Origin of the sequence: Acetobacter sp. AN02, assembly GCF_029759835.1 — a bacterium.
In the GTDB taxonomy this organism is placed as follows: Bacteria; Pseudomonadota; Alphaproteobacteria; order Acetobacterales; family Acetobacteraceae; genus Acetobacter.
Genome location: NZ_JAJJND010000064.1, coordinates 1 through 14,188, shown reverse-complemented (window position 1 = coordinate 14,188; position 14,188 = coordinate 1). Strand labels below are relative to the sequence as shown.

General features: G+C 54.1%; 12 protein-coding genes, 1 tRNA gene and 3 pseudogenes. 6 read left to right on the top strand and 10 right to left on the bottom strand.

What is annotated here, in order from left to right:
- Positions 1 to 200 precede the first annotated feature (200 nt).
- From LOC54_RS08570 to LOC54_RS08550, 5 genes and pseudogenes are all read right to left on the bottom strand, one after another.
- Positions 201 to 422 (bottom strand): hypothetical protein, encoded by a 222-nt coding sequence (locus LOC54_RS08570; protein ID WP_279313401.1) that lies wholly within the window; start codon positions 420 to 422, stop codon positions 201 to 203.
- Between the two features lie 51 nt (positions 423 to 473).
- Positions 474 to 3,074 carry a DEAD/DEAH box helicase family protein gene (locus tag LOC54_RS08565; protein ID WP_279313400.1) on the bottom strand — a complete coding sequence of 867 codons (2,601 nt, stop codon included), beginning with the start codon at positions 3,072 to 3,074 and terminating at the stop codon, positions 474 to 476.
- A 3-nt stretch (positions 3,075 to 3,077) separates the two neighbouring features.
- The gene (locus LOC54_RS08560; protein WP_279313399.1) at positions 3,078 to 5,210 is read right to left on the bottom strand and encodes a site-specific DNA-methyltransferase; all 2,133 of its coding nucleotides are present in this window, start codon (positions 5,208 to 5,210) and stop codon (positions 3,078 to 3,080) included.
- An 18-nt stretch (positions 5,211 to 5,228) separates the two neighbouring features.
- A pseudogene (locus LOC54_RS08555) lies at positions 5,229 to 5,630 on the bottom strand (recombinase family protein).
- A 160-nt stretch (positions 5,631 to 5,790) separates the two neighbouring features.
- Complete coding sequence (locus LOC54_RS08550; protein ID WP_212336818.1) at positions 5,791 to 6,171, bottom strand: plasmid mobilization protein; 381 nt, start codon at positions 6,169 to 6,171, stop codon at positions 5,791 to 5,793.
- A gap of 265 nt (positions 6,172 to 6,436) precedes the next feature.
- Between LOC54_RS08550 and LOC54_RS08545 the strand changes: the two genes are divergently transcribed.
- Positions 6,437 to 6,793 carry a hypothetical protein gene (locus LOC54_RS08545; RefSeq protein WP_279313398.1) on the top strand — a complete coding sequence of 119 codons (357 nt, stop codon included), beginning with the start codon at positions 6,437 to 6,439 and terminating at the stop codon, positions 6,791 to 6,793.
- A 304-nt stretch (positions 6,794 to 7,097) separates the two neighbouring features.
- Here LOC54_RS08545 and LOC54_RS08540 read toward each other — a convergent pair whose 3' ends face one another.
- Together LOC54_RS08540 and LOC54_RS08535 are read right to left on the bottom strand one after the other, a co-directional pair.
- Positions 7,098 to 8,168 carry a replication initiator protein A gene (locus LOC54_RS08540; RefSeq protein ID WP_279313397.1) on the bottom strand — a complete coding sequence of 357 codons (1,071 nt, stop codon included), beginning with the start codon at positions 8,166 to 8,168 and terminating at the stop codon, positions 7,098 to 7,100.
- A gap of 51 nt (positions 8,169 to 8,219) precedes the next feature.
- Positions 8,220 to 8,444, bottom strand: coding sequence for an AlpA family transcriptional regulator (locus LOC54_RS08535; protein WP_212336824.1), 225 nt, complete (start codon positions 8,442 to 8,444; stop codon positions 8,220 to 8,222).
- 107 nt (positions 8,445 to 8,551) lie between these two features.
- On the opposite strand from LOC54_RS08535, the gene LOC54_RS08530 reads away from it, so the two are divergent.
- Positions 8,552 to 9,385, top strand: a complete 834-nt coding sequence (locus LOC54_RS08530; RefSeq protein WP_279313396.1) for a helix-turn-helix domain-containing protein — start codon at positions 8,552 to 8,554, stop codon at positions 9,383 to 9,385.
- Between the two features lie 8 nt (positions 9,386 to 9,393).
- Here LOC54_RS08530 and LOC54_RS08525 read toward each other — a convergent pair whose 3' ends face one another.
- Both LOC54_RS08525 and guaA read right to left on the bottom strand, forming a co-directional pair.
- Positions 9,394 to 10,590, bottom strand: a complete 1,197-nt coding sequence (locus LOC54_RS08525) for a site-specific integrase (RefSeq protein WP_279313395.1) — start codon at positions 10,588 to 10,590, stop codon at positions 9,394 to 9,396.
- Between the two features lie 304 nt (positions 10,591 to 10,894).
- Positions 10,895 to 12,496 carry a glutamine-hydrolyzing GMP synthase gene (gene guaA / locus LOC54_RS08520; RefSeq protein ID WP_279313394.1) on the bottom strand — a complete coding sequence of 534 codons (1,602 nt, stop codon included), beginning with the start codon at positions 12,494 to 12,496 and terminating at the stop codon, positions 10,895 to 10,897.
- 69 nt (positions 12,497 to 12,565) lie between these two features.
- On the opposite strand from guaA, the gene LOC54_RS08515 reads away from it, so the two are divergent.
- The 4 genes and pseudogenes from LOC54_RS08515 to LOC54_RS08500 all read left to right on the top strand — a co-directional run.
- On the top strand, positions 12,566 to 12,943 hold the full coding sequence (locus tag LOC54_RS08515; protein ID WP_279313393.1) for a hypothetical protein: 378 nt from the start codon (positions 12,566 to 12,568) through the stop codon (positions 12,941 to 12,943).
- Positions 12,944 to 13,016: 73 nt separating this feature from the next.
- Positions 13,017 to 13,093 (top strand) — tRNA-Arg (locus LOC54_RS08510).
- A 200-nt stretch (positions 13,094 to 13,293) separates the two neighbouring features.
- A pseudogene (locus tag LOC54_RS08505) lies at positions 13,294 to 13,449 on the top strand (IS5/IS1182 family transposase); the annotation flags it as partial.
- Between the two features lie 5 nt (positions 13,450 to 13,454).
- Positions 13,455 to 13,953, top strand: a pseudogene (locus tag LOC54_RS08500) (transposase); the annotation flags it as partial.
- 36 nt (positions 13,954 to 13,989) lie between these two features.
- Here the strand turns inward: LOC54_RS08500 and LOC54_RS08495 are convergent.
- The coding region (locus LOC54_RS08495) for a transposase (protein WP_279313392.1) at positions 13,990 to 14,188 on the bottom strand (199 nt) is incomplete at its 5' end.

Genomic DNA, 14,188 nt, shown 5'->3' with positions numbered 1-14,188 from the left:
CGAACAACCTTGGCGCATCATGTCAATCGGACTGCGCAATTGGGCGCATAGGTTCTAGCAATCAACGGTTGGTATAATACCATCCTATGCCGGACTCGGGATCATTCCCACTCTATTATCAATAGTAGAATAAAAGCCTTTATATACAAATAATTTAACCAAAAGAAAAACCCAATACCATGAAAGATACCATGCCCAGTTTAGCCGGCTGAAAATGGCTTATTCTGCCGGTGCATGCGCTCCTGGTCAGCGATCTCGCCAGACTGCAGCGCCAGCTCGGCATCGCCCATACGCTCCAGCACACCAGGCAGACGCCCCGTGCAGGCAATCCGCGACGGCTTGAACTCATAGCCAGTGGCGACCATCTCGGCCCTGATTTCCTCGGTTGTGAAAAACGGCTCGCGTGTGTTGTCTCGCTTTATGCGTTGTGGTTCCAATAATGGCTGGTCAGATTTGTCACTGCGCTTGCTCGGTCACTGATAGTCATCTGCCAGCACACTGCTGAACAAACCTTCAGCATCGTCGGCAGTGGCAATCGCATCCTTTACGTCCTGTCGCTTCAAGTCGAGCACCCGCAGTTTGTCGCTGCCCTTCACCTGGGCAAGAGACTCGATCCGGCGATAGGCATCGGCATGGTTGGCTGCGTACAGTGCCAAGCCTTGCAGCTTGGCAAGCGCGTCGCTCAAATGCAGGCCGTGCGGGTCAACCAAATCGATTACAAGAGACCCATCCTTCTGCGTGGCAAAAAACAAAAAATCTGGGCGAACAATGCCGTACTGCCCCGTTTTCTCATAGGCGATACCCAGCGAAGCCTGCCCAGGTTGCTGCGGATTGCGATACCAGAACGAGAACCCCGACTTTGCCATTTCAGTCTCGACTACCGTCCGCTCCCAGTCGTTCAGTTCAGCAGGGTAACTGCCGGTCTCGTTACACAGCAAGTGGCCATTCCAGACCGGGAGCACTTTCACCTTGCCATTTTCGTTCGACTTGGTCGCCTCATAACGGGCTTCAGGCTTGAGCAAGCCCACGTCCTGCGGCTCCGTACTCATTTCGATGATCTGCCTGTAGAACTCTCGTCGATCATCGCTGAGCGCCTTGATCTGCGCCCCATATCGGGTCAACCAGTCCGTCGCCAGCTTATCAGCCTCAGCATCAAAATAGAGCTGCGCTTCCATCACCAGCCCCAAACCAGCAACGGTTACGCGAGCTTCCATGATGGCCTCAAGAAAGCCCTCGGGGTCTTCATCTCGGTCGGCTTCCTGACTGGCCAGATGATCAACATAGGAATGGGCAATCGCCGGACTGAAGATGCGCGCCGCACGGCGGTAGGCATCGTCGATCACCGCCACATCGGCATCTTCCCAGAACTGCTCTAGGCTCCGGCCTTGGCCCAGTAGGTCTGCTTTCACGGTCTTGCCGTCTACAACCAGCACGGACTGCCGCTTGGCTTTGATCTTGGCTTCGTTATCAGCCTGAAACGCATCCAAAGCGGTGTGCATCTCGGCGTGAGCTAACCGGCCTGCGCCGGGCAGAATATCGTCGGACGCCAATTCATGTGCCAATGCGGTCAGTCTGACCGCTGGCCTGGCACCACATTGCGGCCGCGTTTGTGACGGCAAGGCCTCGAATGCCTTCCACACAGCAGGCGTGGCAGCAGGATTCGGTCGCACCTCGATATAGTCGATCAACACGCGCCCTGGCGTTGCCGCCTCGTTGCCTGTTGTCAGCTCGTCGACCACCTGCTCCACGGCCTTGCGATTGAATTTCGGCAATAAGCAATCCACCGAGTTCAGCCGGTCATTACCGGGGATACGGCGGGCCAGCGGCGCACGTACCAGACGACCCAGCAACTGCGTGATATGCGTCTTATCGCTGGCCGCACGGAACGACACCATGACTTCGGCACGCGGGCAATCCCAGCCAGTGCTGATGGCGTCCTTGGCAATCAGCACTCGCACCCAGGTCGATTCCTGAACCCGCTGCGGCTCGATATAGGGTACGTCACGGTTACCGAAGCGCTGCGTGGTGTGATCCCCGAAAACGTGTGCCACGCTGGCAGTCGGCAGTTCGGGATATCGCTCAAAAATGGTATCCAGCGCCCGCCCTATTTCATCGGGATTAGGCGTGTTGGGCACCTGCAAAACCATTAACGGCACGACAACCTGGGCTTCCTGTTGCTGTTTGGAGTAAGTGCTCCAGGCAAGACTGGATTCCTTCAATTTATCGGTCGCCCGTCGCACCAGCACGGTATCGAAATCGCCAACATTGTCTGGAATATCCAGCAGGATGGTGTCCTTGATCAGGCCGGACTCCTGCACTTTTGAAGCGTCAACTTCCACGTTGGGCAGCTTGATATGCCTGCCTGCCGATTCAATCGCCTTGTTGAACCGCTCTACCGTTGCCGAAATACCCCAGACCGTCGGGATACCGGGTACGCTGCCCACACCATTGATCAGCCGCTGAACGATGGTGTTCTTGGCTTTCTGACTCGCTGCTGTCTGCACGCCCATGCCACGGTGCGCCTCATCCAGCACCAGATAAAGTGTCAAATCCGGGTCTTCAATGGTGTTCTGAATAGTGTCCCAAATTGTGTAGGCCCGCAGATCTGGCCGCATGTCCGGGAACGTACTATCCAGCTTGGCGGCTATCTCTTCAGGATCATGGCCGCGCACCAGTAAGCTGTTCTTGCTGAGCTTTTGGGTGTTGAGAAAATAGATTTTCCCCGCTTGGAATTTCGCCCTATTGAAGGTATTTTCTACCACCACCAGGTCGGTGTAATTGATGCGGTCACTGGCCTCAATAAAGCGAAATCGGGTCTGCTCGTTCAAGGAAGGATCGTCGCTGAACCAGATCACCACCGCCCCGGGGTCGGCATCAAAGCTGAACTCATCATCGCCATGAAACAGTGCTTCGAACGTAGCAGCGGCCATCACAGTCTTGCCCGCACCGGTTACCGCAGTGAGGGAAAACGCCGTCCTGTCTGCTTCGCCATGCCACAGACGGCGAGCCTTTCCCAAGTTGTTCAGAGATTCGCGGACTGCATCGCGCTGGTAGTCTTTGAGCGTGAATTTCATCCGTTACTCTCCGTTCGTAAAGCTGAAATTGGTCAGATACGATTCGTACAAGCGTACTGGCTCAACGCCATCAGGCAATCGCCTGGCAATCGCCTGGAAGCGACGGTCGTCATCGGTGACGATATAGGCAATGCGGATTCCATCGGCCTTGGCCAGCGCCTTGATAAAGGGGGTGGCTACATCCACATTGCTGAGCAAGCCATAGGCATCTGCTACTGCCCAGCCATCGCCTGGCAACTTGTCTATGCGACTACCCCGCGCTCCGGCTCGCAGCCACAGCAACGGCGCAATTCGGTTGAACGCCAAGTTGTAGTTGACTGCTACCGGCGTCTCATAGGTCAGCGTGAAGAATTCAGCATTTTCCTCGAACCCATCGGCCATCGGGAATTCATCCGTGAATTTGTAATCGCCTTTAATTGGCTCGCCGTCTGGCATTTTACCCGTAATGGCGGCGGCAATGCGGGGTTTAGTGATGTGGTCGCAGATACCCCACTTTTCCCAATCGGCGTCACCGGGACGTAAACCTACTTCGCGCAACCTCTTCTGCTCATCGGCGGCGACTTCATTATTGGTGACCGAAATACACTGACGGCGGCCTCCGTCCTGCCTGTTCAGACGCATTACAGCGTGCGCCGTGGTGCCGGAGCCGGAGAAGAAGTCGAGGATGATGGCCTCGGGCTTTTCCTTCACGAAGAAGCGCAGCGTATCTTCAACTGCGTAGAGGGATTTTGGATATGGAAATGGTCGTCCACCCAGAAGCATTTTCAACGTCGCAGTCCCATGGTCTGTGCCACTGTGCGAAGTCATCGTCCAAACCGTTTTCCCATGCTGCGGTTTGATGGTGTTTCCAAGTAGCAGCGTACCTCGCTCATCATGGCCGAGAACGGCAATACTCCCGTCCTCTATGCGCCCCCAATCACTGGACATCAAATAATTCAGCGTCCACCTACCCGTTTTCTTGTTGCGTGTCCCTATTTGTACGCGTCCATCTTTTAGGTACTGCTTCAAAGTGTCGTCAGACACCTGCCAACAGCCATGTTTCCTTTTATCGCCCTCATCACCATGCCTGATAGGCCACTGAACTATTTCGCCGTGCCTAGCTTTTACTGTATCAATATCAAAATCCCAATCAACGTGGCGGCCTATGCGCGTGATGCGTCCTGTTTCAGCCTCAAGAAATATCGGGTAGAACTTTACTTCCGTATCGCTACGCAGCGACTGACCACCAGAGCGAAGCAGGCTCGCCCAGCGCACCGGCTTTTCTTCCTGCTCATCTTCGCCACAGAGCATTCGCTTCGTCGTTTTAACCGGCTTCGCGCTACCAATGTACGCGATAAACAAATACTCCTCAACACGAGCGAAGTAGTCCCGCTTGGGTGTTCCTTTCGGATTGATAACCGACGTGACCATCTGGATAGTCGCTTCGGGAAACGTCTGTTCCAGCAGCAAGCCCAGCCGCAGATATTCCTTCTCGTCAATCGTGACGATCAACACCGAATCCGCCGGATTCAACAAGTTCTTTGCCACCAGCAAGCGCCGCTCCATCATTGCCAGCCATTTGCTGTGTCGGTACGAATCTTCCTTTTCCACGTAATCGTTGTTGTACTTCCAGTCCTTTGCCCCTGTGTTATAGGGCGGGTCGATGTAGATGACATCCACCTTCCCCCGGTGGGTATAGGTCAGCGCCTTGAGAACGTGGTAGTTCTCACCATTGATGACGGTCTGGTAGGGTCTGTCACCACCACGGAGTACCTTGCCGTTACTGACCAGTCCCGGATAGATGGTATCGCGGAACTCGGCCACCACTACCAAATCACTCAGCGCCACGGTCTGCGTTTCGAACTCCGCCGTATCCAGCAAATCCAGGTCAGCCGTATTCTTCGCCTTGTGGATGGACTTCACCTGCCATAGCCTCTGATCGCCTTTTCGGGGTGCACCACGCTCCGGCAACACGCGCACCTTGTTGCCCTTGCGTATCGGGCACAGCGGTAGTTCTACCGCTTCCGGGCTATGCCGCTCGAAGTTCAGGCCGAAGGGAAGGCGCGAAGAGAGAATCTTGAACTCTCGATCCAACTCAGCCCCCAGAGCCGAATCTTTGGCTTTTGCCTTGGCAATCAAATCAGTCAGTCTGGACACGAAAATTTTTTCTCTCTTCTATCTTCGATATTGATGACGTGGCTGTACGACGCCGCAATGCTTGTAAAGCATGGTTCGAGATACTCCATAGCGACGGGCCACGTCCGCAATCTGAATATCGGGGTCACGCAGCAGAGCTTTAATCTCTCTCACCTGCTGTTCATCGAGCTTCAGCTTGCGTCCGCTCCTGGATCAAACCACGCTCAAATTCGGCCAGCGCTGCGAACGCATGAAAAATCAGCTTGCCCGCCGCGCTGCCGGTTTCAATCTTTTCTGTCAAACTTTCAAACCCGACAGCACGCCGCTCAAGATCAGTCACGATCCGCACAAGGTGAGGCAGGCTATGCCCGAGCCGATCCAACCGTCACACCCAGCATGCTGGAGCGCGCTGCGCTGCAGGTCAAGGTGCTGATCATCGATTGATACACGGGCGTATCCAGGACATTGAAAACTTGACGCAAATATTAACACCAGAGGGTAGCATTCACGAAGGTAAAGTGCGCCACAATGATCTGTTCAGAAAACCACCGTTTTCTGGACACTCTTGCATTGTTCTCATGACTCCATTCCAAACGAGCCATCAGTTCCCAGTCGCTTTCTCCATGGCTACAATAAGGTTGGAAAGCTCGCCTTGCTTAGCCAAAATCGTATTGAGCGCGGTCCTCACTTCGCTCTCTGGAACAGCTTGGCCGGGCGCGTCCACAAGCCACAATTTCAAGAGACCACCCAGCCGCCCAAAGTCGCCCCGCAATCGGGTGAGGGTCGAGAGGGTATCAAGGTCAATCATGCTCGGCGGTTCATAGCCAAGGGCCAGCTTCCGAAGCAGGGCAGAAACAGGAAGCCGCACCTTCCGGGCAGTACCCTGAATGGCCTTCCTCTCGTCCGCCGTAACCTGAACTTTGATTGGCGTTCCAGCCCTTGGCCCCACATGCTTGTTGCGCTTTCTGCTCTGATCTTCCATCGGGCTTGCCCCTTATCCAGCATTGAGCCAAAGGCGAATAAGCACGTTGCCCCGGACGGGGCAGCCTATCTTGCTTTCAGAGATTATGCAATTTTTTGCAATTATATGCAAAAATAACGGAACAATAGGTTATTGCTTATGTTCGCATATAATTGCATTTAATTGCCTGTATTAGCTTATTTTCGCTTCATGATAGCCTCAGGCCGATGCGTTTAAACACATCGACGGAAGAGAGGCATTCTTTTGGAAAGGAAGAGACGTTTCAATGACGCCAAGCAAAAAAGGTATGGCGCGGGTCAGATTTATCGCCCTGAAGGACGTCATCACCAAAGAGTTGGAACAAGGCTACAACAGAACGGATATTTTCCAAAAGCATCATGATGCTCTGCTAATGAGCTACAGCCAGTTCACTCGGCATATCCAGAAGTTCATCGTGCAGCCCTCTGTGGTGCGTTCAACCAATGTTCAGCCGATACCTAACCTCGTCGCAACTCCTAGCTCGACAGTTGAAGAACAACCCTCTCCCAAACGTCATTCCTTTACGGCTCGTCCCGTCCACTTTGATCCGGATCCAGATCCCGATAAAATCAGACACTGGCTTAGCCCTGCGCCGAAAGATTGAGCTTTTCTCTGCTCCGGTGCACGTACGAGATGCCTCATGGACGTTCGGGAGGCCAATGCCACATCCGCACAGAAACCCTCATCCCATTTTGGCAGCTTCAGGCACTTACTGGTCGACGAGTTATCCACACCCAAGGGGGTTTTAAGAGTTTTATATAGTTTTAAAGTTTTAGTCGCGAAAAACGCATTTTTATTCAATTATATCAAATAGTTATAAGTCTGTCTGGTGTGTGATAGACGGCATCTGGTGTGTAATAGACGGTAAACGGTGTGCGATAGACGGTGATCAGTGTGTAATAGACGGCCTATCCACAGGTCTGATCACTTATCGCCCCACCCAAAACCGTCCTATCGACTACCTCATTGGCACCAGCCAGAAGTTCATCGAAAGCTGCTTTTCGATGAAGCATTATCAGTTGAGGCCCCCTCTGCCCCTCATCTTCTCGCAAGACGTAATCAGGCAGGTCATTGGCCGCGATAATCTTACGGAGGATACGGCTGAACTCTTTTAATGAACTGACGCTACCGCTGCGTTCGTAAATTGTCTGGAAGCTCCATCTTGCCTGCCCCTTACCGGCAGCTTGACGTGCCAATCGGTAGATAAAACGTCCAATACCCGTGGAAATCAGAAAATAGGCAGGATCGACTGTCAGGACGTCCGGCCGCTTACCGTCAGTAACTTCCTTGTAAATCCATTTCGGAACTTCAATCTCGACACAGGCTACTCTCCCAGTGTCAGTGCGCGATATAACGGCATACGAACTGATTAGCCCCTCAGATTCAACTGTGCGTAATACACGCCCATCGAAACGCGACGTTTCTCGCACACTCTTTATGATCGTTCCCTGAAGACGGTCGAGCGCCGCCTCAACCTCAGCAAACTGCCGCGAACCATTGCTTTTGCGACAAAACCTAAGAATGTCGCCGATCCGAGGCCGAAACACACGCCCCGGCTTCTTTCCCTTGCCGTCTCGATAGCGATTCATTGCTTCCGTCAGGTGGGAAACAAGCATTAAAACAATATCATAATCCCAGACCGACGCCATTCCGTCAGGGCCAGCTTTGACCTCCACGTAGCCATTCGGCAAATTATAATGGATCATCCCGCCTGCCCGCTTCTTGCCTTTAGATACGCGAAACAAAGCCACGTCCATCAGGCTACGGCTATCTCTGGTGCCAACGTCGACCAAGGATGGCACCAAAAAATCGAATTGCGCATCAGCCCCTTCTGAAGACCGACTACCATCAGTGGAAATCAATGATGCCGTTTCGCGAGAACGGTTGCCTTGGCACGGTTGTCCAGTATGTCGATATGCCCCTCGTCCTTGAGACTGATCTTCATGGGTGACGCAATTGGCTGTCGGTTTTTTATCCACGAGATCAGGGGATTCAGTGCTCACCTGCATCAATCGCTACAGTTTGGATTGTCATGCCGGCCCAGGACGAGAGGCTACGACACCAGACACCTTGCGTGCCTCGATCCACTCCTCAATCTCAGCCAGGTCCCAAGCGACGTTTCGACTGGTAAGAGCAATACGGCGAGGAAAATCTCCTCTCTGCTCCATGTTGAAAATAGTGCGCTCGGCCAACGGTATCATTGCATGAAGCTTTTTCCGGCCGATAAGCGTCTTGCTTTTTACTTTTCCCTCCATGCTCACTTTCCTTTGATATCGTGCAGATGCTTGACGATACCGGCCAGTGCCCGCAGGAACCTGAAAAATAGTTAGAATCTAGTTGTCATTCAGGATATAGTGGAACGATGAAAAAGAGCATGAAGATGCAGGACGCTTTTGATCCGTATCTTGAACGTATGGTTTCACAGTCTGAAACTTCCTCAGGTCGCATCAAAGCCAAGCTCAGTGACAGTTATGCATGGTGTTTCTGCGAACTCTGCGAAAAACCTACTGAATATTCAGCAATTTTAGAGGCACCAAAGGTCGTTAAACGCCTCCAAAGAAGAAATGCCAAAGTTGTATCGCGGAGAGAGACTATATATGCCGCAGCTCAGGAAAGAGCTGATGCATTAGTCTTACGTTATGAGCAGGCATGCGAAGGCAAATTTGGCCCCTATGAGGCTGCCAGCATGTTGATGCACTACTGCGATATTCCTGAAATGCAGGGAGATCGATCTGTAGATGGCTTTCGAGAACAAATTGAAAGAAAAATGCTATTTGCGGAATGGGCTCGGCATGGTGAGCCCGTTTGGACCACTAGACTACCGGGGCAGACGGACGGAGATGCAAAACCCAGCAAGCTCTACTGCGAAACACATAATCCAAGACGGAGCGATGATGCCCGTCGCGCTTACCAACGAGATAGACGCTTCATATTAGAGTATCATGATTTCATTGAGAAAATTTGGAGCCGAGTCATTAACGCCGGTTCTCACCCAACATGGGATATTGAAAGTCATGCTTACGTCAGGAGAGAAGCTCGCCGCCAACTTCAGGCCCTTAAATCACCCACCAGCATGATCGGCGATTTTCTAACTCAAGGGACTATGAATCAGGCTGAAATAGCGCGTCACCTTGGCGTATCTCGCCAAGCAGTTTCAGCAGCTATCAGACGACGCGCCAAGAAATCAGCCGAATAACGCCAATGTCACCGCTGCCTGATTGTCCATTCATCAATCATGTCAGCCCAATCCTGTAACATTGCTGTTCGCTGCTCGCGATATTCAGCCTTGTTGTAAACGGCTCTTACCCCTTTCTGTTCATGAGCAAGGCACTTTTCGATCCAATCGGTATTGTAGCCAGCCTCATGCAGCAGAGTGCTTGCCGTCCTGCGCAAATCATGAGGACCAAATTTTGCGAGCGGCTTTCCTTCTTTCTGAGCAAGCCTGTAGGTCAGCGTGAGGACCTGGTTGAGCGTTGCACTACTCATCGGCTGATCGGTATCGTAGCGGGACGGCAATATGTAATCTGAGCCACCGGAAAACGTCTTCAGGGCGATGAAAATATCGAGCGCCTGTCGCGACAGAAATACCAAATGGGGGTTGCGCCGCTTCATCCGCTCTTTGGGGATCGTCCAAAGCGCCTGACTAAAATTGACCTCGCTCCACGTTGCGTTGGTCAGTTCGCTCTTTCGGACCATCGTCAGCAAAAGCAGCTTGGCTGCGGCCCGGATCGAGGGGGTCGTGCCAATGCGCTCGATGAACTGATACATCAAGCCGATCTCTTCAGGCGTCAGAGCGCGATCCCTTGGCTCAAATTTTGCTATGCTGGTCGGACGAACCAGTTCAGCCGGATTTTGGACCTTCTGCCCTCGTTCGATAGCCCATCGGTAGACCTGGAACATCACCTCTCTTGCGTGAACCGCAGTCGCCGGAGCGCCCCGTTCGACGATGGCGTCAGTCAGCGCCCGCAGGTCTTCATGGGTAATCTCCACAAGCTTCTGACTGGCGAATTTAGGCTTCAGTTCACGCTCGTAGACGGATTTGCGCATGTCACGAGTTGAGTCCGCCATCTGATATCCGCGCAGCCACTTCTCGGCCCATGCTCCGAACGTCTCCACGCCCTTGATACGCGCCTTTTCGCGAGCTTTTTCCTTAGCAGGTGACTTACCTGCTGCAATCAGCTTTTTAGCCTCTCCTAATTGCTCACGAGCTTCGGACAGAGTGATGCCTCCAACGCCGTAACGCCCGAAAGTCAAAGTTTCCTGCCTGCCATGGATCGCGTAGTTGTAGCGAAACGAAATGCTCCCCGCAGGCGTAACCGCAACGTACAACCCATCGCGGTCATTCACCTTGTAGAGCTTATCCATCGGCTTGAGGTTGCGCAGTTTGGTATCGGTCAGCATCGGTTCGTGGCACCCACATAACGATACCATGATCAAAAACCGCCAGAATAATCAGAAAAATCTCTTTTTATTCAATCAGTTATGGTAAATTAATACCATGACACCACAAAGTGTTCGACATGGTATCAACAAAAATCATGGCATCAGACTCAGTCAGTGCCACGCACTATGCCATAAAAAATAACTGCTTGGCGATACCGTTTGGTGCCAGACAATGCCGGATAAAAACATAAAAAAGCCCGCATTTCTGCGGGCTTTAAGGCACTTTCATGCCGGGTGATGCCACCCTATGCCAGACGTGGGATCATTCCCACTCGATCGTGCCCGGCGGTTTGGATGTAATGTCGTAAGTCACACGGTTGATGCCGCGGACCTCGTTGACGATCCGGCCGGACACGCGGTTGAGGAAGCTCATGTCAAAGGGGAAGACGTCGGCGGTCATGCCGTCGGTGCTGGTGACGGCGCGGAGGGCGCAGGCCTGGTCGTAGGTGCGGCCATCTCCCATGACGCCGACGGTGCGGACGGGCAGCAGGACCGCGAAGGCCTGCCAGATAGCGTCGTAGAGTCCGGCTGCACGGATTTCCTCAAGATAGACGCTGTCCACCTTACGGAGCAGGTCGAGCTTCTCACGCGTGATGTTTCCGGGGATACGGATGGCGAGACCCGGGCCGGGGAAGGGGTGACGTCCGACGATGGATTCCGGGATACCCAGTTCGCGGCCGAGGTCGCGGACCTCATCCTTGAACAGTTCGCGCAGGGGTTCCACCAGGCCCATGTTCATGCGCTCGGGCAGACCGCCGACATTGTGATGTGATTTGATCGTGACGGACGGGCCGCCCGTGAAGCTGACGCTTTCGATCACATCCGGATAGAGAGTGCCCTGAGCAAGGAAGTCCGCACCGCCGATCTTGGCGGCCTCTTCCTCGAACACTTCCACGAAGAGGCGGCCGATGGTCTTGCGCTTGATTTCCGGATCGGTCACGCCGTCGAGCGCGCCAAGGAACAGGTCAGAGGCGTCTCGATGAATGAGGCGGATATTGAAGCGACCGCGGAAGGTTGAGACAACTTCCTCTGCCTCGCCCGCGCGCATCATGCCGTGATCGACGAAGATGCAGGTGAGCTGATCGCCGATGGCTTCGTGGATCAGCACGGCGGCGACGGAGGAATCCACGCCGCCGGACAGACCGCAGATCACGCGTTTGCTGCCGACCTGCTTGCGGATTTTCTCGATTTCCGTTTCGCGGAATCCGGCCATCGTCCAGCCACCCGAGCATCCGGCGACGTTGTGTGTGAAGTTTTTCAGAAGGGCTGCCCCGTGCGGAGTGTGGACCACTTCGGGATGGAACTGCACGCCGTAGATGCGGCGGCCTTCATCGGCGATGAAGGCATAGGGTGCGCCTTCGGAGGTTGCGACGGCGCGGAATCCCGGTGGCAGGGCAGTAACGCGGTCACCGTGGCTCATCCAGACCTGTTCGCGTCCGCCACGTGACCAGGTGCCCCGGAACAGGGCGCAATCCTCGATCACGTCCACGAAGGCGCGTCCGAATTCGCGGTGATCGGAGCCCTCCACCGTCCCGCCAAGCTGCTGGCACATGGCCTGCTGCCCGTAGCAGATGCCCAGAACCGGGACATTGAGGGCGAACACGATGTCGGGGATGCGCGGAGCATTCTCGTCATGCACGGAGCAGGGGCTGCCCGAGAGGATGATGCCGCGCGGGGCATACTCGCGGATGCGGTCTTCCGTGGCGGTAAATGGCCAGATCTCGCAATAGACGCCGCTTTCGCGTACGCGGCGGGCAATGAGCTGTGTGACCTGGGAGCCGAAATCGAGGATAAGGATTCGTTCGGCGTGCAGGGAGGCGCTGAGTGTCATGGCGGCGGCTATCCGGTCGGCAGGGATCTTCATACAGGAACCTGCGGTATAGGACGGATAGCTGCGTGCGTCATGTCCTGAGGGACGGAAAAGGGGCTGGGAATGCTGAAATATGTAATGGCGGCGGTCTGTGTCGTATCTGCAGCGCTGGTGAATGCTGCGGGGCCGGCGTGCGCTGCGGATCTGAGCGGTGTCTGGTATGGTGTTATGGTGACGGAGCAGGGGCAGTGTCCGGATGCAGAGGACTCCGTTCTGAAGGTTTCGCCCGGGGAGCTGACTTTTTCGCCAGGTGGCGGGTCAATCGTGCTTCATGGAAAGCGAAAAAAGGATGTGCAGACCCTGCACGCGCAGCTTCGTATGCAGGATGCGAAAGGGCATCCGATGCCGATGGTGTTCGAGGGGCAGCCCGAGGGTGACCGGATCACGGGCGTTTACGGTACGCCATTCTGCCGTGCGCATATTGAGATGAAGCGGGACTGAGCCGGGTATGAAAAGAAAATGAAAAAAGGGGCTTGCCCTGTTTTTCGTTTCCAGGTAAACAGCGCCGCACGACGCACCCGTAGCTCAATTGGATAGAGCACCAGACTACGAATCTGGGGGTTAGAGGTTCGAGTCCTTTCGGGTGCGCCATTCTCTCTTCTGAAAATTTTCCTCCGCGTTTTGCTGATCTCCGGCGGTTCTGTTCCTGCGTGATATCAGAACCGGAACTCCATGGTCTGCATATAGAAAACGCCGCTGCGAGCACCTGCGCTTCGCAGAGCTTGTGGGTTTACAAAACCGGAGAGATCATGTGTTTATCGTGAGATTTCCAAAAACATACCAGTTCGTCGCTTTCAGGTCGCGTGTCGGATGCCAAAATGATCTGGCTGTTTCGTGAGCGTCTGACACATACCGGTGCAATTGATGTTCTGTTCAACCGCTTTGACGCGACCCTGAGGAATACCGGCTATTTACCGATGTTCTGCCAGATACAGGATCCCACATTGCAGCGCCTCAGACTATCATGACAGATGTGACGCATCTCGAGGCACATCGCATGGCTTGAAGTCTGCGGGTAAAAAAGGGGATACAGACTGCCTGATGGGACGGACAAAAGGTGGTATGGACACGAAGCTGCATACGATCATCAATCAGAACAGACGACCACTCAGTTTTTTCATGACCGCGGGACAGATCGGTGATTATACCGGTGCTGCTGCCCTTATGGACAGTCTTCCCGCAGCCCAGAGGATGTTTGCCGGCCGGGGCTATGACGCTGGCTGGTTCAGGGATACCCTGCAGGAGAAAGGGATCAAGCCCGGCATTCTTGGTTGGAAATTCCGCGGCAAACCTGTCAGATATGACAAGCGGAAATACAAATGCCGCAACCGCATCGGGATCATGCTCGTAAGGCTCAAGGGGTGGCGGCAGGTCGCAGCCCGCTACGGCAGATGCCAGACCGTCTCTTCTCGGCCATCTGCCTCGCAGCAACCATCTTGTTCTGGCCATGAGCCCTGAGCCTAATAGGCGTTGCCTACGTCGTGTCGTCAGTTAAGCAGTATGATGATTGAAGCGAACTGCACTGCTGCGAGGAAAGTAGATTTGAGTTTGTCGTAGCGGGTAGCGATGGCGCGGAACTGTTTGAGTTTATTGAAGAACCTCTCGACAAGATTACGCTCCCTGTAAAGGGCAAAGTCCGTTTTCCGTTGTGTTGTTCTGTTGCTTTTTGATGGGATAACCGGAGTA